This window comes from Pseudomonas lundensis (assembly GCF_015377145.2).
Lineage (GTDB): Bacteria > Pseudomonadota > Gammaproteobacteria > Pseudomonadales > Pseudomonadaceae > Aquipseudomonas > Aquipseudomonas lundensis.
This window is the reverse complement of sequence record NZ_CP062158.2, coordinates 2,568,409-2,587,762: the sequence shown is the minus strand read 5'-3', so window position 1 is coordinate 2,587,762 and position 19,354 is coordinate 2,568,409. Positions and strand designations below refer to the sequence as shown.

Annotated in this window: 15 protein-coding genes; 11 read left to right on the top strand and 4 right to left on the bottom strand. The window is 63.6% G+C overall.

Going from position 1 to position 19,354, the window contains the following annotated elements:
• Positions 1-26: 26 nt before the first annotated feature.
• Both IF654_RS12090 and IF654_RS12085 read left to right on the top strand, forming a co-directional pair.
• Positions 27-416 (top strand): RidA family protein, encoded by a 390-nt coding sequence (locus tag IF654_RS12090; RefSeq protein ID WP_047274614.1) that lies wholly within the window; start codon positions 27-29, stop codon positions 414-416.
• 3 nt (positions 417-419) lie between these two features.
• A complete protein-coding gene (locus tag IF654_RS12085; RefSeq protein ID WP_047274613.1) occupies positions 420-1,625 on the top strand; it encodes an amino acid deaminase in 1,206 nt (401 codons plus the stop codon).
• Positions 1,626-1,672: 47 nt separating this feature from the next.
• Here IF654_RS12085 and IF654_RS12080 read toward each other — a convergent pair whose 3' ends face one another.
• Together IF654_RS12080 and IF654_RS12075 are read right to left on the bottom strand one after the other, a co-directional pair.
• On the bottom strand, positions 1,673-1,948 hold the full coding sequence (locus tag IF654_RS12080; protein ID WP_047274612.1) for a peptidylprolyl isomerase: 276 nt from the start codon (positions 1,946-1,948) through the stop codon (positions 1,673-1,675).
• A 44-nt stretch (positions 1,949-1,992) separates the two neighbouring features.
• Positions 1,993-4,161 (bottom strand): PAS domain-containing hybrid sensor histidine kinase/response regulator, encoded by a 2,169-nt coding sequence (locus IF654_RS12075; RefSeq protein ID WP_194862418.1) that lies wholly within the window; start codon positions 4,159-4,161, stop codon positions 1,993-1,995.
• A gap of 254 nt (positions 4,162-4,415) precedes the next feature.
• Here IF654_RS12075 and IF654_RS12070 point away from each other — a divergent pair, with 254 nt between their 5' ends.
• The 3 genes from IF654_RS12070 to IF654_RS12060 all read left to right on the top strand — a co-directional run bounded on the left by IF654_RS12070 (position 4,416) and on the right by IF654_RS12060 (position 8,699).
• On the top strand, positions 4,416-5,717 hold the full coding sequence (locus IF654_RS12070; RefSeq protein WP_047274610.1) for an OprD family porin: 1,302 nt from the start codon (positions 4,416-4,418) through the stop codon (positions 5,715-5,717).
• A gap of 107 nt (positions 5,718-5,824) precedes the next feature.
• Entirely contained in the window at positions 5,825-6,577 is a 753-nt protein-coding gene (gene cobF / locus IF654_RS12065; RefSeq protein WP_194862419.1) for a precorrin-6A synthase (deacetylating), read from the top strand.
• A 124-nt stretch (positions 6,578-6,701) separates the two neighbouring features.
• Positions 6,702-8,699, top strand: coding sequence for an acyltransferase family protein (locus IF654_RS12060; protein WP_194862420.1), 1,998 nt, complete (start codon positions 6,702-6,704; stop codon positions 8,697-8,699).
• Here IF654_RS12060 and IF654_RS12055 read toward each other — a convergent pair.
• A complete protein-coding gene (locus IF654_RS12055) occupies positions 8,691-9,983 on the bottom strand; it encodes a glycosyltransferase (protein ID WP_194862421.1) in 1,293 nt (430 codons plus the stop codon). The genes IF654_RS12060 and IF654_RS12055 overlap by 9 nt on opposite strands.
• A gap of 163 nt (positions 9,984-10,146) precedes the next feature.
• Here IF654_RS12055 and IF654_RS12050 point away from each other — a divergent pair, with 163 nt between their 5' ends.
• The 5 genes from IF654_RS12050 (at position 10,147) to IF654_RS12030 (ending at position 17,560) form a co-directional block, all read left to right on the top strand.
• Positions 10,147-11,334, top strand: a complete 1,188-nt coding sequence (locus IF654_RS12050; protein WP_047274606.1) for an acyl-CoA dehydrogenase family protein — start codon at positions 10,147-10,149, stop codon at positions 11,332-11,334.
• A 112-nt stretch (positions 11,335-11,446) separates the two neighbouring features.
• Complete coding sequence (locus tag IF654_RS12045; RefSeq protein WP_169859509.1) at positions 11,447-13,192, top strand: FAD-binding protein; 1,746 nt, start codon at positions 11,447-11,449, stop codon at positions 13,190-13,192.
• On the top strand, positions 13,189-14,892 hold the full coding sequence (locus IF654_RS12040; RefSeq protein WP_194862422.1) for an FAD-binding protein: 1,704 nt from the start codon (positions 13,189-13,191) through the stop codon (positions 14,890-14,892). Before IF654_RS12045 ends, IF654_RS12040 begins: the two co-directional genes overlap by 4 nt.
• 9 nt (positions 14,893-14,901) lie before the next feature.
• Positions 14,902-15,933 (top strand): ferredoxin--NADP reductase, encoded by a 1,032-nt coding sequence (locus tag IF654_RS12035; RefSeq protein ID WP_194862423.1) that lies wholly within the window; start codon positions 14,902-14,904, stop codon positions 15,931-15,933.
• 19 nt (positions 15,934-15,952) lie between these two features.
• The gene (locus IF654_RS12030) at positions 15,953-17,560 is read left to right on the top strand and encodes a FadD3 family acyl-CoA ligase (protein ID WP_083333623.1); all 1,608 of its coding nucleotides are present in this window, start codon (positions 15,953-15,955) and stop codon (positions 17,558-17,560) included.
• 52 nt (positions 17,561-17,612) lie between these two features.
• Here the strand turns inward: IF654_RS12030 and IF654_RS12025 are convergent, their stop codons facing one another.
• Positions 17,613-18,398, bottom strand: coding sequence for an enoyl-CoA hydratase (locus IF654_RS12025; protein ID WP_194862424.1), 786 nt, complete (start codon positions 18,396-18,398; stop codon positions 17,613-17,615).
• Positions 18,399-18,541: 143 nt separating this feature from the next.
• Between IF654_RS12025 and IF654_RS12020 the strand changes: the two genes are divergently transcribed.
• Entirely contained in the window at positions 18,542-19,327 is a 786-nt protein-coding gene (locus tag IF654_RS12020; RefSeq protein WP_194862425.1) for an SDR family oxidoreductase, read from the top strand.
• Positions 19,328-19,354: the final 27 nt, after the last annotated feature.

Genomic DNA, 19,354 nt, shown 5'->3' with positions numbered 1-19,354 from the left:
CGCCCGTTCTTGTCGAGGAGAGTGTCATGAGCATCAAGCGTTTCGGAACAGGCGCCATAGGCGCCGGTGGTCAGCCGTTACCCTTTGCCCGCGCCGTGGAAGCCGATGGCTGGCTGCACGTCTCGGGGCAGGTGGCCATGGAGCAGGGCGAAATCATTGCTGGCGGTATCGTCGAGCAAACGCATAAAACCATGCAAAACCTGATCGCAATCCTCGAAGAAGCCGGTTACGGCCTCGAAGATGTGGTGCGTGCAGGCGTGTGGCTGGCCGATCCGCGGGACTTCTGGAGTTTCAACAAGGTGTTCGCCAGCTATTTCAAGGCTGAACACGCCCCGGCCCGCGCCTGCGTACAGGCAATGATGATGGTGGACTGCAAGGTCGAAATCGACTGCATTGCCTACAAAGCCAAGGGGTGAGCCATGAGCCGGAGCGAAGTGGAAAAGGGCGCGGCGCGTGTCGCAGACCACCTGCTGTGTGATGTCAGCCTCCCGGCCCTGGTGATTCATCGCCAGGCGCTGGAGCACAACATTCGCTGGATGCAGGCGTTCGTCACGGGCAGCGGCGGCGAGCTGGCCCCCCATGGCAAAACCAGCATGGCCCCGGCCTTGTTTCGTCGGCAAATGGCGCAGGGCGCCTGGGCGATGACCCTGGCCACCGCGGTGCAGACCCGCACGGCCTATGCGGCCGGGGTGCGTCGGGTGTTGATGGCCAACCAGTTGGTGGGTCGCCCGAACATGGCCCTTATCGCTGACCTGTTGGACGACCCCGGTTTTGAATTTCACTGCCTGGTCGATCACCCGGACAACGTTGCCGCCCTCGGCGCGTTCTTCGCTGAACGCGGCCAGCGTTTGAACGTGATGATCGAATATGGCGTCGCAGGCGGGCGATGCGGTTGCCGGACCGAAGCCCAGGTCATGGCCCTGGCCGCTGCCATCCGCGCGCAACCGGCGTTGGCACTGACCGGGATCGAAGGCTACGAAGGGGTGATTCACGGCGCACAGGCCGTCACCGACATCCGCGCCTTTGCCGCCTCCTTGGTGCGCCTGGCGCTCACCTTGCAGCGTGACGGCGCGTTTGCGCGAGACACGCCGATCATCACCGCGTCGGGCTCGGCCTGGTATGACCTGATTGCTGAAGCCTTCGCCGCCGAGGCGGCCAGTGGACGCTTCCTGAGTGTTTTGCGCCCCGGCAGTTACGTGGCCCACGATCACGGGATCTACAAAACAGCGCAATGCTGCGTGCTGGACCGGCGCAGCGACTTGCACGAGGGCCTGCGCCCGGCGCTGGAAGTGTGGGCGCAGGTGCAATCGCTGCCCGAACCCGGATTGGCCGTGGTGGCGCTGGGCAAGCGCGATGTGGCGTATGACGCAGGGCTGCCCGTCCCGTTGAAGCGTTACCGCGAAGGGGATGCCGCTGACGTGGGCGATGACGTGAGCGCGTGCACCGTAACGGCGCTGATGGACCAACACGGGTTCATGACGGTCGCTCCCGGCATTGAGCTGCGCGTGGGCGACATCATCAGCTTCGGGACGTCCCACCCGTGCCTGACGTTCGATAAATGGCGTACGGGCTGCCTGGTGGACGAACAGCTCACGGTGGTTGAGCCTTTCGAGATCTTTTTTTAAGCCTTTGGCGGTTGAGGCACGCGGTTGCGCTTAGGTGACCGCGCCCCTCAGTCGCGGAAAAACACCTGCACCAGGTGGTAGCCAAATTTGCTTTTGACCGGGCCATGCACCACGCGCAGCGGTTTTTTGAAGATGATCTGGTCGATCACGCCAACCATTTGCCCCGGCCGCACTTCGCCCAGATCGCCGCCGCGCTTGCCCGAAGGGCAGGTCGAGAACTTCTTGGCCAGCACGTCGAAGGCTTCGCCCTTGGCAATGCGTTGCTTGAGGGACTCGGCTTCTTCTGCGGTTTTCACCAGAATGTGGCGGGCTTGAGCTTTCATGGGGCGTATACCTTGCAGCTGTAGGGCAAATTCGAGGGCGCGGATTATGCCTGAGTTTTCGCCGGGATCATTGCCCGAATCAGGGTCGCCAGCTTATCCACCGAGAACGGCTTGCCGATCATGTCCATGCCTGTGTCCAAAAAGCCCTCGCGCTGGATCGCACTTTCCGCGTAGCCGGTCATGAACAGTACGCTCAGGCCGGGTCGCTGTTGACGGGCGATTTCCGCCAACTGGCGGCCGTTCATGCCGGGCAGCCCCACGTCGGTCACCAGCAAGTCGATGCGCAGCGACGACTCCAGCAATGCCAACGCGGTTTTGGCATCCGGCGCCTGATGGGCGGTGTAGCCCAACTCATCCAGCACATTGAGCACCAGCGTGCGCACGGCCGGGTCATCCTCCACCACCAGCACGCTTTCACCTTCGATGGCGCAGGGCGCATCGGGGCGGGTGACTGGCGGACGGGGTTGCACCTGCAGGTTGTAATGGCGGGGCAAGTACAGGCGCACACACGTGCCGTTGCCGCTTTCACTGGTGATGGTCACGTGCCCGCCCGATTGCTGGGCAAAGCCATAAATCATCGACAGGCCCAGCCCCGTGCCCTGGCCGATGGGCTTGGTGGTGAAAAACGGATCGAACGCTTTGGCCAGCACCTGTGGCGTCATGCCCGAGCCGTTGTCGCTGACTTCGAGCATCACATAGTCCCCGGCCTTGACCGGCTCCAGGGTGCTGATGTCCGTGCCGTCGAGGTAGCTGTTGCGGGTGCGCACGCGCAAGGTGCCGCCTTGGGGCATGGCATCGCGGGCGTTGATAATCAGGTTCAGCAAGGCACTTTCCAGCTGGCCCGCATCGGTGTTGACGGCCCAGATGTTCTCGCCCAGTTGCACATCAAGGGTGATATGGGCGCCTTTGGTGCGCCTGAACAGCTCTTCCAGTGAGGTCACCAGATGATTGGGGTCCAGCGGCTTGCGGTCCAGCGACTGGCGCCGTGAAAACGCCAGCAGCCGGTGGGTGAGGGCTGCCGCCCGCTGTGCCGAGGAAACCGCCGCATCGGTAAAACGGCCGATCTCGGCGCTACGACCCGCCGCAATGTAACGTTTCATCAGGTCGAGGCTGCCGATGATGCCGGTGAGCATGTTGTTGAAGTCATGGGCGATGCCGCCGGTCAATTGGCCCACGGCTTCCATCTTCTGAGCATGGCGTAGCGCGTCTTCGGCCCGTTCGCGCTCCTGCATTTCGCGTTGCAGCTGAACGTTGGCTTCAGCCAGCGCCTGCGTGCGTTCAGCCACCCGTTCTTCCAGGGTTTCATTGAGGTGGAGCAGGGCTTGTTCGGTTTTCTTGCGTTCGGTGATGTCCAGCGCTGCGCCCATGAACCGCTGGGCGCGGCCCGAGTCCGCACTGAAGCAACGGCCGCGGGCGAACACCCAGCGGATGGTGCCGTCGGCGTCCAGCAGGCGGTATTCCTCGGCGTACTCGCCATTGCTGGCCACACAGGCTTTGATCGAGCGCGTCAGCAGGCCCCGGTCTTCGGGGTGGACGCCTTGTAAATACGCGGTAATCGGTAATTGCCCCGACAACTGCGGCTCGATGCCATGCATCTGCGCGAATCGGCTGTCGGTCACGAACAGGTCCTGGTCGATGTTCCAGTCCCAGGTGCCCACGCCATTGGTGACGGTCTGCGCCAGTCGCAGACGTTCCTCGGTGTCATGCTGGGCTTGGCGCGTGGCTTTTGAGCGCTGGCGCAGCTTGATGGCCGTGCGACGGCGGCGCGAAGCCTTGACCGCCATCATCAGGACCCCGGCCACCGTGCCGGACTCGTCGCACACCGGGCTGAAGGTCAGGTCGAGCCACATTTCATTGGCGTGCTGGCGATCAGGGATCAAAAAATACTGGTCGACGTGGGTGCGGCTTTCGCCTGCCAGCACGGCGTCAATGATCGGCTGGGTGAACTCCCGGTACTCGGGCCAGCTCTGGTGCACCGGCTGGCCGAAGGCGTTCGGGTGTTTGTCACCGGCCAGCACGGCAAAGCTGTCGTTGTAGATCTGCGTCAACTGCTGGCCCCACAGCAACAGCATGGGCATGGGCGAGTTCATTAACAGCTGCACGCAGGTGCGCAGGCTTTGCGGCCAGTCAGCCACATCACCCAGCGGGTTTCGTTGCCAGTCCAGGCGTTGCGACAGGGGCGCGAGTTGGCTGAGGGAAAATACGGCGCTCATGAAAAATCCTGAGGGTGTCAATCGTGGGTGCGTCTATTTAAGGCCGGATATGGGTGAAACGCTATTAACGACGTGAACAGGGTTAAATTTGGGCAAAAGGCCATCATTTGCGACTAAGGTCGTATGAGGCAGCGGCTTAGCCTTTCGTACAATTGCGCCCCCTTTTGCATTGAGCGCTTTCGCCCCGGTTTTTGACCGAAGGTGCAGGCTCAATGGTTTTCGTCTTGCGAATGATTCGCTGCTGGAGCTTGTACATGGTTGTCCCTTTTTCGTTGTTGCCACCGTGCCGGGTTGCACGCCTGAGCGCGCTGGCCGTGTGCGCCGGTTTTGCCGCACATACCCAGGCCGGCGGTTTTATTGAAGACAGCACCGCCAAGCTCGAAGCCCGAACGGTGTACTTCAATCGCGATTTCCGGGACGGCAGCACTTCCAGCCCGCAAGGCGCCTCCAAGCGCGAAGAAACCGCCCAGGGGTTTATCCTCAACGTGCAATCTGGCTACACCGAAGGCACCGTGGGCTTTGGTCTGGACGCGCTGGGCATGCTGGGCCTGAAACTGGATTCCAGTCCCGCCGACAGCAACAGCGGGCTGTTGCCTTCGACCGGCAGCGACCCGCGTCGTTCCAAGGACCAATACGCGAAAATCGGCGTCACCGCCAAAATGCGTATATCTGACACGGTGCTCAAGTACGGTGCCTTGCTCCCGGACCTGCCGTTGCTCAAGTACAACGACGGCCGTTTGCTGCCGAACATGTTCAACGGCGCGATGCTGGTGTCCAAGGATGTCAACGACCTGACCATCATGGCATCGCGCCTCAATCGCTACACCGCGCGTGATTCCACCGACCCGCAGGATTTGCGCCTCAACTGCAAGAACAAGCGTTATGGCTGCAACATCACGGCCGATCACTTCAACATGTACGGCCTGGACTACAAGGTTAACGAGCGTCTGACCGCGCAGTACCACTACGCCGAACTGCAAGACATCTATCGCCAGCAATTCGTCGGTCTGCTGGCCAACCAGCCGATCGGGCCGGGGGTGCTGTCGGCCGACGTGCGCCTGCTCAAAAGTGACGATGCCGGTTCTGCCAAGGCATCGACCATCGACAACCGCGCACTGGGGGCCATGCTGGGTTACTCGCTGGGCGGGCATAAAGTCAGCGCGGGCTGGCAGCGCATGAACGGCGACACGTCGATGCCGTATCTGGATGGCAGCAACCCGTACCTGGTCAACTACCTGCAAGTCAACGATTTCGCCAACGCTCAGGAACGCTCCTGGCAAATGCGCTACGACTATGACTTCAAGGCCATGGGCTACAACGGCTGGTCGTTCATGACCCGCTACGTGAACGGCGACAACATCAAGGTGGTGGGCCGCGCCGAAGAAGGCAAAGAGTGGGAACGCGACACCGAGGTCAAATACATCGTGCAAAGCGGCACGTTCAAAGACCTGAGCCTGCGCTTTCGCAATGCCACCTACCGCACCAATTACTCCAAATTCGCCCGCGATGTGGACGAAACCCGCCTGATCGTCAGCTACAACCTCAACATCTGGTAAGGCACATTCCCCGCGCCTCAGCCCGGTATCGACCGGCTGATTCGCGGTGCGCAGGGCGGCTCGGGGCTCTATAGTCAGCGGCACGACGACTGCGGAGCCTTTTGTGTATGAAAACCCTTCTGCTGATTGGCATGGGCGCTGGCGATCCTGAACACATTACGGTGCAGGCGATCGAAGCGCTCAATCGTGCGTCCGTGTTTTTTGTACTGGATAAAGGCCCCATTACCCAGGATCTGGTCCGGCTTCGGCTGGAAGTCTGCCAGCGCTACATCCGTAACCCGGCGTATCGCGTGGTTCAGGTCAACGATCCCAAGCGTGACAGCGCAACCGCGTCTTACACCGCCGGGGTCGAGCACTGGCACGCGCAACGCGCCGAGGTCTACGCACGTTTGATCGACAGCGAACTGGCCGACGGAGCCTGCGGGGCTTTTCTGTTGTGGGGCGAGCCTGGGTTATACGACAGCACGCTGCGTATTCTTGAGCGGGTTCGTGAGCAGGGCAGCACTGCGTTTGACTATCAGGTAATCCCCGGCATCAGCAGTGTGCAAGCCCTCGCGGCCCGGCATCGCATTCCCCTCAACGGCATCGGCCAGCCGATCCGCATCACCACCGGGCGACAACTGTGCGCCGATGACCTGGACAACGTCGTGGTCATGCTCGACGCCCAGTGTGCGTTCGAAGCCTTTGTCGACGAAGACCTCGACATTTACTGGGGCGCTTACCTCGGCACCGCCGATGAAATCCTGATTGCCGGCAAGTTGCGCGACGTGTGCGCACAGATCAAACAGGCCAGGGAGCAGGCCAGGCAACGCAAAGGGTGGGTGATGGACACTTATGTGTTGCGTCGACGCTCACCATGACCCCAGTACGCAGTCCCTGTGCTAGATCCACGGACTACGCCAAATCAAGACATGGACTACTGCTCATAAGGTAACGCGACGTTACTGTTCGCCCGGTTAATCCATCGCGCGAGCAGGTAATGCCATGCCCCGACACTTTTGCGCCTACATTGCCGGCATTGATGGTCTGCGGGCCATTGCGGTGCTGGCCGTCATTGTGTTTCACCTCGGCTACCTGAATGTCCTGCCCGGCGGTTTTGTCGGGGTGGACATGTTTTTTGTGATTTCGGGGTATGTCATCAGCCAGTCCCTGAGTGAGCGCTCGTCAGACGGGTTAGGGGCCTGCCTGGCCGATTTTTATCGCCGCCGCTGCGTGCGCATCCTGCCTGCCTTGCTGTGTGTGCTGCTGGTCAGTTTTGTGCTGTCTGCCCTGTTCATGCCGCAATTTTGGCTCAGCGATCACTTCAATCGCACCGGCCTTGCGGCGTTTGCGGGGCTGAGCAATGTCGTGTTGGCGCAGCACACGCAGACCTATTTTTCCCCCGGCAGCGACCTCAACCCGTTTCTTCACACCTGGTCACTGGGGGTCGAAGAACAGTTCTATTTAGTGTTCCCGGGGCTGTTTTGGCTGTGGCTGCGTTACCGCTCACGGGTTTGGCTGGCACGGGCGTTGCTGCCCGGCCTGGCGTCGGCGTCCCTGCTGATTTGCGCGATCCAGTCCACCGCTGCGCCGCTGTCGGCGTTTTACCTGCTGCCCGGACGCTTTTGGGAGCTGGCAGCCGGGGCCATGCTGTTCCAGGCCATTGGCGCTCGGCGCGGCGTCATGACCTCGGGGGCACTGCCGCATGCTGCCTTGATAGCGGGGGCAGTCTTGCTGCTCGGCAGTTTCTGGCTCGCCCGGCCGGGCCCGTTTCCATTCCCGTGGGCACTGGTCACGGTGGCGGGCACGCTTTTGATGCTGGCCGGGATCATCCTGCCCGCACCTGAAACCACCTCGCCGTTGCAGCGTGCGCTGGGCAGCCCCGCGCTGACCTATCTCGGTCGATTGTCTTACTCGCTGTACCTGTGGCATTGGCCGGTCAGGGTGTTTTTTCAATGGACCACAGGCCTGCAACTGCTGTGGGTGCAGTGCCTGTACCCGCTGCTGGTCTTTGCGCTGGCGGCGGCGTCCTATCACTGGATCGAACGGCCGGTGCGCGCCAACCCGTCGGCATGGCTGCGTACGCCGCTGCGCACGGTGGCCCTGAGCGGTGCCGCAGTTGGCCTGTGCGCCCTCATGGCGGTGGCCATCACGCGCACGCCCGAATTTCTCTCCCTGAGCCAGACCCGCGACAGCTACACCTGGCATGCGTACCGCCACTGGCCCAGAGAGCCTGTGCCAAAAATTGAAGACCCACGCCTGCAAAACCGGCAGTTGTTTGTGCTGGGGGATTCGCATGCCGCGGCCTACCGCACCCTGTTCAAGTGGATCTCCTTGCAATTGGGCATTGAGGTCATTGAATACGAGCGGGGCGGCTGCGGGGTGCTGACCCTGATCGCGGGTGACACGGCCCGTTGCGCGGAACGCCGCGAAGCCGACTTCAAGGACATTGCAGCCCGTGCGCGCCCCGGCGACATCGTGTTTCTGCCTTCGCTGCGCATGCCCGAGCTTGATGGCCTCGACTGGGCCCAAGGTGAAGAGGCGGTGGTCAATGAGTTGCTGGCGGCCATCGAGCGTGAGCAACAGGCCGCACAAGCCTCGGCGCTGGCGACCCTGAGCAGGCTGTACGCGCTTGACGTGCAGGTGTTGGTCGAAGCGCCCAAGCCGTTGTTCAAGGCCGCGCCGAGCCGCTGTTCCGACTGGTTCAACCAGATGAACCCGGTGTGCGCCCCCGGCCTGACGGTGTTTCGCCGTACGTTGCAGCGTTTGCGCGCGCCTCAACTGGCCTTGCTGGCGCGCCTGCAACAACAGCACCCCGCGCTGGCGGTGTGGGACCCGTTCCCGGTGCTGTGCCCGACGGACGTGTGCTCGGCCTATGACCGCAACAACGGCAAACCGCTGTTCTTTGATTCCAACCACCTCAGCGGCCACGGCAATCGCGTGCTGGCGCCGTCCTTCAGTGCCGCGCTGCAAGCCTTGTGGGGGATCACGCCGTTAGAGTGAGCGGTTTTTGGCCTCGATCCACTGCGCCATGTATTGCGTACTTTTGTGATGGTGATGGCGCAACATGGCCCCGGTGAAATTCTGGCGACGATGACGCTCAAGGTCAGCACGACAGGCCTCGATACGCTGCACCAGCGCCGGGCCATGAACGCGCTGCTGATAGCGCTCATCCAGCAATGCCCGGCCATGCGTTTGAGCCTGCTGCCACGCGGCCTCGTTGCGGTACAACTCGACGGCCGCGGCGGCAAGTGCGGAGGCCGAGGTGGCAATGGCCCCGGCCCATGGCAAGTCACCGTGCATGCCCTCGGCACCCACCGGTGTGGTGACGTTGGGGGTGCCGCACAGCATGGCGTCGGCGATTTTGCCCTTGATGCCTGCACCAAAGCGCAACGGCGCCAGGCAGACCCGCGCCTGGCGCATCACCGCCAGGGCATCCTCGGCCCAGTTGAGGACATGAAAGCCCTGGGCCGGGTTATGCAAGGCGGTGGCCTTGGGCGGGGTATAAGCGCCATAAATGTGTAACTGGGCATCCGGCAGTTGCTGTCGGATCAGCGGCCAGACCGTGGTTTTCATCCACAGCACCGCGTCCCAGTTCGGCGCATGGCGAAAGTTGCCGATGCTCAAGAAGTGCTGGCGCTGCGCGTAGGGCACAAACGTTTCGGGCACGCCATCGACCATCAGCGGGCACAGGTGCAGCAAGGCGTTGGGGACGTGAAACTGCTCCACCAGCAAGTCGATCTCGTAGTCGGAAATCATCAGGTTCAGGTCGCTGCGGTAAATCGCGGCCAGCTCGCGCTGCGCGAGGTCGGTGTCGGCCATGTGCTCGAAGATCGCATGCGGGGCAGGGGCGAACAGCGCGCTGAAATCGTCCGGGTCGCTGTCGTGCTTGAGGCGTGCCTTGAGCTGCTGATGGCGGGCGTCGCGCAGGCTTTGCAGGTCTGAGGTTTCCAGCACCCGCAGGGCCTGGGGGCAGTGTTTCTCGACCCGCCAGCCGAATTGTTCCTCCATCATGAAACGGTCAAACAGCACGATGTCCGGCGCCAGTTCCCGGATGAAGGTATCGAAACTGCTGTTGTTCAGCGCGATGCTGACCTCGTCGATCCCCAGCGCCGCCAGATCCGCCTTGTGCTCGCCCACGCCTGCGGGGCTGCTGAACGTGATGTGCCAGCCCTGCTGCAAAAAACTCTCGATGATTTGCATCATGTGCCCACCGGCCGCGGACGAGCGCGGTTCCGGCCACACGTAACCGATGATCAGGACGCGGGTGGGGGCAGTCGACGGCATGGGGCAGATCCTTGAAACACGGAGGCTGAAAAAAGGCGGCAATTAAACCACAACGGGGTTGGGGCTAGTCCGCTTTGACGATGATGGCCGCCGTCACAGGCCGGATTATTCGTCACAGACCGCCCGCGCATTCGCGCAGCGAGAGACTGACGGAGAACCAAAGATGGACCCGACCCGAGTGAAAAGTCCGATAGAGCTTGAGCTGCTGGAACGCGCACGCACCCTGATCCCGGCCCTGCAAAGCCGTTCGGCCCAGGCCGACAAAGACTGCAAACTGCCGGATGCCACAGTGCGCGACTTGCAGGAAGCCGGTTTGCTGCGCGCCTTGCAGCCCAAGGCGTGGGGTGGTCACGAAGTGGACATTCGCACGTTCTTTGAAATCCAGATGATCCTGGCCGAAGGCTGCATGTCCACGGCCTGGGTGTTTGGCGTGATGGGCGTCCACCCGTGGCAACTGGCCCGCTACCCGGAACAGGCCCAGCGCGACGTGTGGGGCGAAGACAGCGCGGCGCTGGTGGCCTCCACCTACATGCCGGTGGCCAAGGTGACGCCGGTCAAAGGCGGGTATCAGGTCAGCGGCCGCTGGGGGTTTTCCAGTGGCAGCCAACACGCGCAGTGGTGTTTCCTCGGCGGCATTGTGCCGCAAGACGAAACCGGCCCCACCGAGCATGGGACCTTTTTGCTTCCGGCCAGCGATTACCGGATTGAACAGAACTGGGACGTGTTGGGCCTGCGCGGCAGCGGCAGTCACGACATTGTGGTCGAAGACGTTTTCGTGCCTGCCCACCGCGTACAGCGCACCAACAACTACAGCGTCGAAGCCACCCCCGGCCGCTTGATCAACACCAACCCGATGTACTCGATCCCGTTCGCCCAGGTGTTTGCCCGGGCGGTCTCGACCTCGGCCATTGGAGCCTTGCAAGGGGCGATCAACGCATTTCGCGACAACGCCGCCGGGCACATCGGCAAGCATGGCGCCAAAACCGCCGAAGACCCGGCCGCGCAAGCCGCCGTGGCAGAAGCGATCATCACCGTGGATGCTCTGAAACTGGTGTTGGCGCGCAACTACGGGCACTTGTTGGCGCTGGCCGAAGCGGGCCAGTACCCGGATGTCGAAACGCGCCTGTTGTACCGCTATCAGTCGTCCCACGTGACCAACGTGTGCGCCGACCGCGCCAGCGACCTGCTGCGGTGCATGGCGGCTTCGGGGCTGTACAGCGGCAACCCGGTGGCGCGGTATTTCCGCGACCTGCATCAAGCGCGTGGGCACATCGCCAACAACGAGGCGGCTTACCGGCGCAGTTACGGGCTGGTGCAGCTGGGCCTGCCCAACGCCGACCCGTTTGTCTAATCGGCTCCCACGCGTTGACCGCACCGCGCCCGTCGCTGCCCGTGAATGCTCACGGCAGTGGCGGGCGTGACGTCAGCATGAATTTCAGACCTCAGCGGATGGCACAACAACAATGACGGCTCAAGTTCAGTCTCAGTCCAGCTATGACGTGATCGTGGTCGGCTCCGGTGCCGGCGCCATGACCTCGGCCCTGTTCGCCGCCGATCAGGGCCTTTCGGTGCTGATTGTCGAAAAAAGTAACCAGTATGGCGGGACGTCGGCCATCTCTGGCGGCGGCATCTGGATCCCCAACAACCATTACTTCAAAGCCAAAGGCGGGCACGACAGCCCCGAGCTGTCGATGCAATACCTCAAGGCGGCGACCGGTGAACACGGCGATGAGGCGCGTCTGCAGGCCTATCTGGACAATGCCGCGCCGATGATCAAAGCACTGACGCACACGAGTCGCGTGCGGTATGCGGTGGCGGAAAAATACCCCGATTATTACCCGCACCTGCCCGGCGCCTTGCCGGGTGGGCGCACGCTGGACCCGGAGCTGTTCGACACCAGCCTGCTGGGTGACGAGCTGGCGAACCTGCGTAAGCCGTCGCCGTCCACCTTGCTGATGGGGCGCATCGCCTGGACCGCACGGGACGCGCACACCGCCATGGCCCGCAGTTTTGGCTGGCAGTGGCTGATTTTCAAATTGATGGCGCGCTACAAACTGGATTTCAAATGGCGCCGTAAAAGCAAATTCGATCGCCGCGCGGCGCTGGGCAGCTCGCTGGTGGCGTCACTGCGCCGCTCGCTGATGGACCGCAACGTGCCGCTGTGGCTGAACACCGATTTTGAAGAGCTGCTGGTCGACGATCAGCGCGTGACCGGAATTAAAGTCCGCAGCGCGGGCAACGTGCTGACGCTCAAGGCGCGGCGCGGGGTGATTTTTGGTTCGGGCGGCTTTGAACAGAATCAGGCCTTGCGCGAGCAGTTCTTGCCGCAACCGACCCGTGCCAGCTGGAGCGCCACGCCACCGGGCAACAACACCGGGGCTGCGTTGCAAGCGGGGCTCAAGGCCGGGGCTGCCACGGCCTTGATGGATTGGGCCTGGTGGGCGCCGACCATTGCCGTGCCCGGCGAAGAAAAACCCCGTGGGGTGTTTGCCGAGCGGGCGTTTCCGGGCGCCATCGTGGTTAATAGCCTCGGCCACCGGTTTGTCAACGAAGCGGCCCCGTACCTTGAATTTGTCGATGCCATGTACAAAGACAACCTCAAAACCGGCGGGCGTTCGGTGCCCGCGTGGGTCATTTTTGACGGGCACTTCCGTTTCCATTACGCGATGGGCCCGTTGATGCCCGCCCAAGTGGCGCCTGACAGCCGCTTGCGCAAAGAGTGGCTCAACACCGTGTACTGGAAAGCCGACAGCCTGGAGGCCTTGGCCGCGCAAATCGGCGTCGATGCCCAGGGCTTGGGCGATACCGTGCAAAAGATCAATCACTACGCCCAGACCGGTGAAGACCTGGACTTCGCCCGGGGTGGCAACGTCTTTGACCGCTATTACGGCGACAGCAACATCACCCCCAACCCGTGCCTGGCCCCGATTCGTAAAGGCCCGTTTTACGCCATGCGCCTGGACGCGGGCGACATCGGCACCAAAGGCGGCCTGCTGACCAATCAACACGCCCAAGTGGTGCGTGCCGATGGCCAGCCGATTGCCGGGCTGTACGCCATTGGCAACTGTTCGGCGTCGGTGATGGGCACTAGCTATCCGGGGGCCGGTGGCACCCTCGGTCCGGCCATGACCTTCGGCTACATCGCCGCCCATCACATCGCCCGCCACGCGCCGGTGGCGTCGGCGGCCAAAGCCGAGGCGGCGGTATGAGCCGCCCGGCCGCGCAACACACCAGCAACACCGACATCCTCGCGCCCCTGCGCGCGGGCGACGTGGCCGAGGATGCCTGGCACGACAGCTGTGACGTGCTGGTGATTGGCTGGGGCGCAGCGGGCGCGTGTGCCGCGCTCGAAGCCCGTGCCCACGGCGCCCAGGTGATCGTTGCCGACCGCTTCACCGGCGGCGGGGCCAGCGCCAAGAGCGGCGGCGTGGTCTACGCAGGCGGCGGCACCCGGCAACAGCGGGCGGCCGGTTTCGATGACAGCCCGCAAGCGATGTTCGATTACCTGAAACACGAAACCGGGGGCGTCATCCGCGACGACACCCTGCGCCAATTCTGCGCCGACAGCGTCAGCAACCTGAACTGGCTCGAAAGCCACGGCGCAACGTACGCCCACAGCGTGCCACCGGGCGGCAAGACCTCGTACCCGTCCGATGGCTACTTCCTGTATTACTCCGGCAACGAGCTGGTGCCCTCCCACAGCGGCCCGCAAGCGCCAGCGCCACGCGGCCATCGCACGGTGGGCAAGGGCCAATGCGGAGCAGTGTTGTATGGCCACCTGCAAGACGCTTGCCTGCGCGCCGGGATCCAGCCGTTGCTGCAAGCGGCCGCCCGGCGTCTGGTGATCGACGACGCGGGCAGCGTGATCGGTGCCCAACTGTGGCGCCTGCCGACCGGCTCGCGCGAGGCCCGGCAACATGCCCGCCTGGCGGCACGGGCTGAGCGCCTGCAGAACTTCGCCCCTGGGTATTGCGACCGTTTGCGCCAGACCGTCAGTCAACTGGAACGCGAGCATGCCCGGCCGGTGCTGATACGGGCGCGCAAGGGCGTGATTCTGAGCACGGGCGGGTTCATCTTCAATCGCGACCTGATCCGCGAACATGCCCCTAAATTTCGCCGCAACTTCAAGGTCGGCGCCACCGGCTGCGATGGCAGCGGCCTGCGTCTGGGGCAATCGGTAGGCGCGCAGAGTGACCGCCTGAGCCGGGTGTCGGCCTGGCGCTTTATCAACCCGCCGTTTTGCTGGCCCAAAGGCATTGTGGTCAACACCGAAGGCCGCCGGTTTTGCAACGAAGAAGTCTACGGCGCCACCCTCGGCCAGCCGCTGTGCGAAGAGCAGGGCGGCAAGGCCTGGTTGGTGCTGGACGCACGCTTGCGCAAGCAGGCGATTCGTCAGGCGCTGTTTGACGGTTACTGGTGGTTTCAGGCGTTGCCAGCGCTGGCGTTGATGCTGCTCAAGGTGCGCAAGGGTCGCGATGCGTCGCAACTGGCCGCCGCCTGCGGCATGCACGGCGCCACGCTGGAAGCTGCCTTGCAAGCCTACAACGCAGGGGCGCGCGGCACGGCGCCCGATGCGTTTGGCAAATCGCCGGGCAGCCGTCAGGTGCTGGACCAAGGCCCGTTCTATGCCTGTGACATCAGCGTCAGCAACCCGGTGTTTCCGTTGGGCGCGCTGACCTTGGGCGGCCTCAAAGTGGACGAGCACACCGGCGCGGTACTGGACGGCCACGGCCAGCCCATTGCCGGGCTGTACAGCGCCGGGCGAACCGCCATCGGCATCGCCTCGCACTTGTACATCAGCGGCCTGTCGCTGGCCGATTGTGTGTTTTCCGGTCGCCGCGCCGGCAAGGCCGTGGCGATCGGCACGCAGGCGCGGTCTTTCGCGCACGACGTTGCCAGCCTGGGATGAGTATTTGACATGAACACACCCGCTTACCATGCCCTGCGCGTTGCGCGCATCATCACCGAAACCCCGGACGCCCGCTCTGTGGTGTTTGACGTGCCGCCCGCGCTGCGCGAGCAGTTCACCTACAAACCCGGCCAGTTTCTGACCCTGCGCGTGCCGTTCGAAGGCCGTTGGTTGCCGCGCTGTTATTCGTTGTCCAGCACGCCGCTGCACGATGAACCGCTGCGCGTGACCATCAAGCAGGTGCGTGACGGCCGCGCCTCCAACTGGTTGTGCCAGCACCTGCGCGAGGGCGATCACCTGGACGTGCTCGCGCCAGCAGGGGCCTTTGTGCCACGCCACTTTGACGATGACTTTGTGCTGTTTGGCGGCGGCAGCGGGGTGACGCCCGTGCTGTCGATCCTGCGCACGGCGCTGATTACCGGCAGCGGGCGGATCTTGCTGATCTACGCCAATCGCGATGAAGCCTCGGTGATCTTCGCCGCCGAGTTGAAGGCCCTGGCCAGCGCCCACCCGCAACGGCTGCAGGTCATTCATTGGCTGGATTCGGTGCAAGGCATTCCGGCGGTGGCGCAACTGGCCGAAATCGCCCGTCCCTGGGCCCATGCCCAGGCGTTTATCTGTGGCCCCGGCCCCTTCATGGACGCCGCCGTCAGTGCCCTGCAAGGGCTGGGCATGCCACACGGGCGCATTCACGTGGAGCGCTTTGTCTCGCTGCCCGAAGAAGGCAGCGTGCCCGTGTTGCCCGCCGTGAACCCCGAGGGCGTCAGCAGCCACTTGTCGGTACGCCTCGACGGCGAAGAGTTCGAGCTGCCGTGTGCCGAGGGCGAAACCCTGCTCAGCGCCATGCAGCGCGCCGGGTTGAGCCCGCCCAGTTCGTGCCTGGTGGGGTCGTGTGCCACCTGCATGTGTGCGGTCGAGCGCGGCGCGGTCGAGATGCTGCGCAACGAGGCCCTCGATCAGCAGGAACTCAGTGAAGGCTGGGTGCTGGCCTGCCAGTCCATCCCGCGCAGTGAACAGTTACGCGTGTGTTTCCCCGAATAATTCGCCAGACGAGTGACCGATGAATTCCAGCCATGACCCCCTGCGGGACGCCACGCCGAACCTGCCGCGCTCCATCCCACACTTGTTGCAGCAAGCGGCGCAACAGCATGCCGGGCGCACGGCCATTGAAGAAGATGGGCAGTGCACGGACTATCGGGACTTGCCCCGACTGGCCCTGGCCGTAACCCGCAGCCTGATGGCGCTGGGCATCGAGAAGGGCGACCGGGTGGCGATCTGGGCACCCAATGGCCGGGACTGGATCCTCGCCGCACTCGGTATCCATTGCGCGGGAGCGGTCATGGTGCCGATCAACACCCGCATGAAAGGCAACGAGGCGGCCGACATCCTGCAGCGCAGCGGCAGTCGCGTGCTATTTGTGCAGCCGAGCTTTCTGGGCATTGATTACCCGGCCATGCTTGCCCCGCATCGTCCGGCCAGCCTTGAGCAGCTGATCCTGCTGGGTCAACCACCGGTCGCCAGTGAGCGCGACCTGGGCTGGCCCGCGTTCCTGAGCCAGGGCGCGACGGTCAGTGAAACCCTCGCGCAGGCGCGAGCGGCCAGTGTGCAGAGCACCGACCTGAGCGACTTGCTGTTCACCTCCGGGACCACGGGTAAACCCAAAGGCGTGATGAGCGCCCACGGGCAAAACCTGCGCGCCTTCAGCGAGTACGTGAAGGTGATTGGCTTGCAGGCGGGCGACCGTTATCTGGTGATCAATCCGTTTTTCCATGCCTTTGGCTACAAGGCGGGCTGGCTGACCTGCCTGCTGGCCGGAGCGACCATCTTGCCGCACGCGGTGTTTGACGCCGAAGCGGTGTTTCAGCGCATTGGCGCCGAGCGGATCAACGTGCTGCCGGGGCCGCCCACGCTGTACTTGTCGATGCTCGCCCACCCCAAACTGGCTGAGACCGATTTATCCAGCCTGCGAATTGCGGTGACGGGCGCGGCCACGATTCCGCCGATCCTGATTGAGCGCATGCGCCATGAACTGGGGTTTGCTGTCGTCACCACGGCCTATGGGCTGACCGAGTGCGGCGGCCTGGCGACCCTCTGTGACCCGCACGACGCGGCCGAAACCATCGCCGGGACCAGCGGGCGGGCGATTCCCGGCACCGAGGTGAGCATTCGCGACCCGCAAAACCACGCGTTGCCAGCGGGTAGCACGGGCGAGATCTGCCTGCGCGGTTTTCATGTGATGCAAGGCTACTTCGAAGACCCCGAGGCAACCGCGCAGACCATTGACCGCGAAGGCTGGCTGCACACCGGCGACATTGGCGTGCTGGATGACGCGGGAAACCTGCGCATCACCGACCGCCTCAAAGACATGTTCATCGTGGGCGGCTTCAACTGCTACCCGGCCGAAATCGAGGCCGGGCTGCTGGAGCACCCGGCAGTTGCACAGGTTGCGGTGATCGGTATTCCCGATGAGCGCATGGGGGAGGTGGGCTGCGCCTGTGTGGTGCTGCGCCACGGCCAGTCGCTGGATGAAACGCAGCTGATCCAATGGGCGCGCACGCACATGGCCAACTACAAAGTGCCACGGCAGGTGCGGTTCTTTGAGGCGCTGCCGGTCAATGCGTCGAACAAAGTGGCGAAGAATGAGCTGCGCAGTGCCGTGAGTGCTTGAGTGATTGCACCGCCAGCCTGTGCCCCCCCTGGAGGTGGGCGCAGGCTCGGCCTTACTTGCCTTCGAACTGTGCGGCGCGTTTTTCGATGAACGCCTGCATGCCTTCCTTCTGATCCCGCGACGCAAACAGTAACGCATTGGCTTTGCGCTCCAGTGCCAAGCCGGTCTCCAGCGGCCCGTCCATCCCGGCCAGAATCACTTCTTTGATTTGCTCGGCGGCCAGCGGGGGCATCGCGGCAATCTGCCGGGCAATCTCCAGTGCATAGGCCTGTACCTGATCATCGTCCACCAGATCGCTGACCAGCCCGGCCGTCCAGGCTTCTTCGGCGCTGATGGGCTGTCCGGTCAAGGCCATGCGCATGGCTTTGACCTTGCCCACGGCCCGCACTAGCCGCTGGGTGCCGCCGATGCCCGGCATGATGCCGATGCGGATTTCCGGCTGGCAAAATTTTGCCCCGCGCCCGGCGACGATGATGTCTGCCAGCATCGCCAGCTCACAGCCGCCGCCATAGGCGTAGCCGCACACCGCAGCGATCACCGGCTTGGGGCAGTGCTGGATCGGCGCCCATAGCCGTTCGGTGTGGCGCTGATAAATCTCGATCGGGCCGACCCCGGCCATGCTGTTGATGTCACCGCCGGCAGCAAACACCTTCTCGCCGCCCGTGAGCAGGATGCAGCGCACCTGGGGATTGTCGGCCAGCGCCACGAAATAGCGCGACAGCAAGGCCTGTAATTCAAGGCTCAGGGCATTGGTGGCCTGGGGCCGGTTGAGCCGTAACAGGGCGACGCCCGGGCTCGGGAATTGGAGCAAAACCGGGTCGGTGGAGGGGGCTGACATGGCGGTCCTCATAAACGGTGGCTGGCAGTGCAGCGTGCGCTGAAGTGTTGCGTCGGCGGGGCGCGGCTTCATCGTCCGTTCAGACGACGAGCCCCCGCGAATAAGCCCCTAGAGTGGCTCCATCAGAAGAAAAGGAGCACCTCATGGGCCACTGTTCAGGACTCGATTACACCGACAAGGTGGTGCTGATCACCGGCGGCACCAAAGGCATCGGCGCCGGTATTGCGTGCCGCTTTTTGCAGGCTGGCGCGCGGGTGATTGTGTGTGGCCGCAGCGTGCCTCAAGCACTGCCGCAAGCGGGCGGGGCGCAGGCGATCTTCATGGCCTGCGATGTGCGTGACCCGGACTCGCTCAAGGCCCTGTTCGAGGGCATCCGTGCTGACTTCGGGCATCTGGATGTGCTGGTCAACAACGCCGGTGGCAGCCCTGCGGCGGAGGCGGCCAGCGTTTCGCCGCGTTTTCATGAGGGCATCATTCGCCTGAACCTGATTGCGCCCCTGAATGTGGCGCAACAGGCCAACGTTTTGATGCAGCAGCAGGCTAACGGCGGCTGCATCGTGTTTATCGGCAGCATCAGCGCCTTGCGGGCGTCACCGGGTACGGCGGCCTATGGCGCGGCCAAGGCCGGGGTGCTGGCGCTGGTGCAATCGCTGGCGGTGGAGTGGGCGCCCAAGGTGCGCGTGGTGGCCGTCAGTCCGGGGCTGGTGCGCACCGAGCAATCGCATTTGCATTACGGCGATGAACAGGGCGTGGCCGCTGTCAGCGCCGGGATCCCGGCCGGGCGCATGGCGGTGCCCGAAGACATTGGTAACGCCTGCCTGTTTATCGCCTCGCCCATGGCCGGGTATGCCAGCGGCTGCAACCTGTTGTTGCACGGTGGTGGCGAACGCCCGGCCTTTCTGGGTGCTGCGCAGAACGCCGGGCATTGATCGACCCTTTGCGGCAACCCGCCGGTT

Excerpts from the sequence above, each read along its gene's own strand:
- IF654_RS12090 (WP_047274614.1), top strand. The coding sequence starts at position 27 with ATGAGCATCAAGCGTTTCGGAACAGGCGCCATAGGCGCCGGTGGTCAG.
- IF654_RS12085 (WP_047274613.1), top strand. The coding sequence starts at position 420 with ATGAGCCGGAGCGAAGTGGAAAAGGGCGCGGCGCGTGTCGCAGACCAC.
- IF654_RS12080 (WP_047274612.1), bottom strand. The coding sequence starts at position 1,948 with ATGAAAGCTCAAGCCCGCCACATTCTGGTGAAAACCGCAGAAGAAGCC.
- IF654_RS12075 (WP_194862418.1), bottom strand. The coding sequence starts at position 4,161 with ATGAGCGCCGTATTTTCCCTCAGCCAACTCGCGCCCCTGTCGCAACGC.
- IF654_RS12070 (WP_047274610.1), top strand. The coding sequence starts at position 4,416 with ATGGTTGTCCCTTTTTCGTTGTTGCCACCGTGCCGGGTTGCACGCCTG.
- cobF (WP_194862419.1), top strand. The coding sequence starts at position 5,825 with ATGAAAACCCTTCTGCTGATTGGCATGGGCGCTGGCGATCCTGAACAC.
- IF654_RS12060 (WP_194862420.1), top strand. The coding sequence starts at position 6,702 with ATGCCCCGACACTTTTGCGCCTACATTGCCGGCATTGATGGTCTGCGG.
- IF654_RS12055 (WP_194862421.1), bottom strand. The coding sequence starts at position 9,983 with ATGCCGTCGACTGCCCCCACCCGCGTCCTGATCATCGGTTACGTGTGG.
- IF654_RS12050 (WP_047274606.1), top strand. The coding sequence starts at position 10,147 with ATGGACCCGACCCGAGTGAAAAGTCCGATAGAGCTTGAGCTGCTGGAA.
- IF654_RS12045 (WP_169859509.1), top strand. The coding sequence starts at position 11,447 with ATGACGGCTCAAGTTCAGTCTCAGTCCAGCTATGACGTGATCGTGGTC.
- IF654_RS12040 (WP_194862422.1), top strand. The coding sequence starts at position 13,189 with ATGAGCCGCCCGGCCGCGCAACACACCAGCAACACCGACATCCTCGCG.
- IF654_RS12035 (WP_194862423.1), top strand. The coding sequence starts at position 14,902 with ATGAACACACCCGCTTACCATGCCCTGCGCGTTGCGCGCATCATCACC.
- IF654_RS12030 (WP_083333623.1), top strand. The coding sequence starts at position 15,953 with ATGAATTCCAGCCATGACCCCCTGCGGGACGCCACGCCGAACCTGCCG.
- IF654_RS12025 (WP_194862424.1), bottom strand. The coding sequence starts at position 18,398 with ATGTCAGCCCCCTCCACCGACCCGGTTTTGCTCCAATTCCCGAGCCCG.
- IF654_RS12020 (WP_194862425.1), top strand. The coding sequence starts at position 18,542 with ATGGGCCACTGTTCAGGACTCGATTACACCGACAAGGTGGTGCTGATC.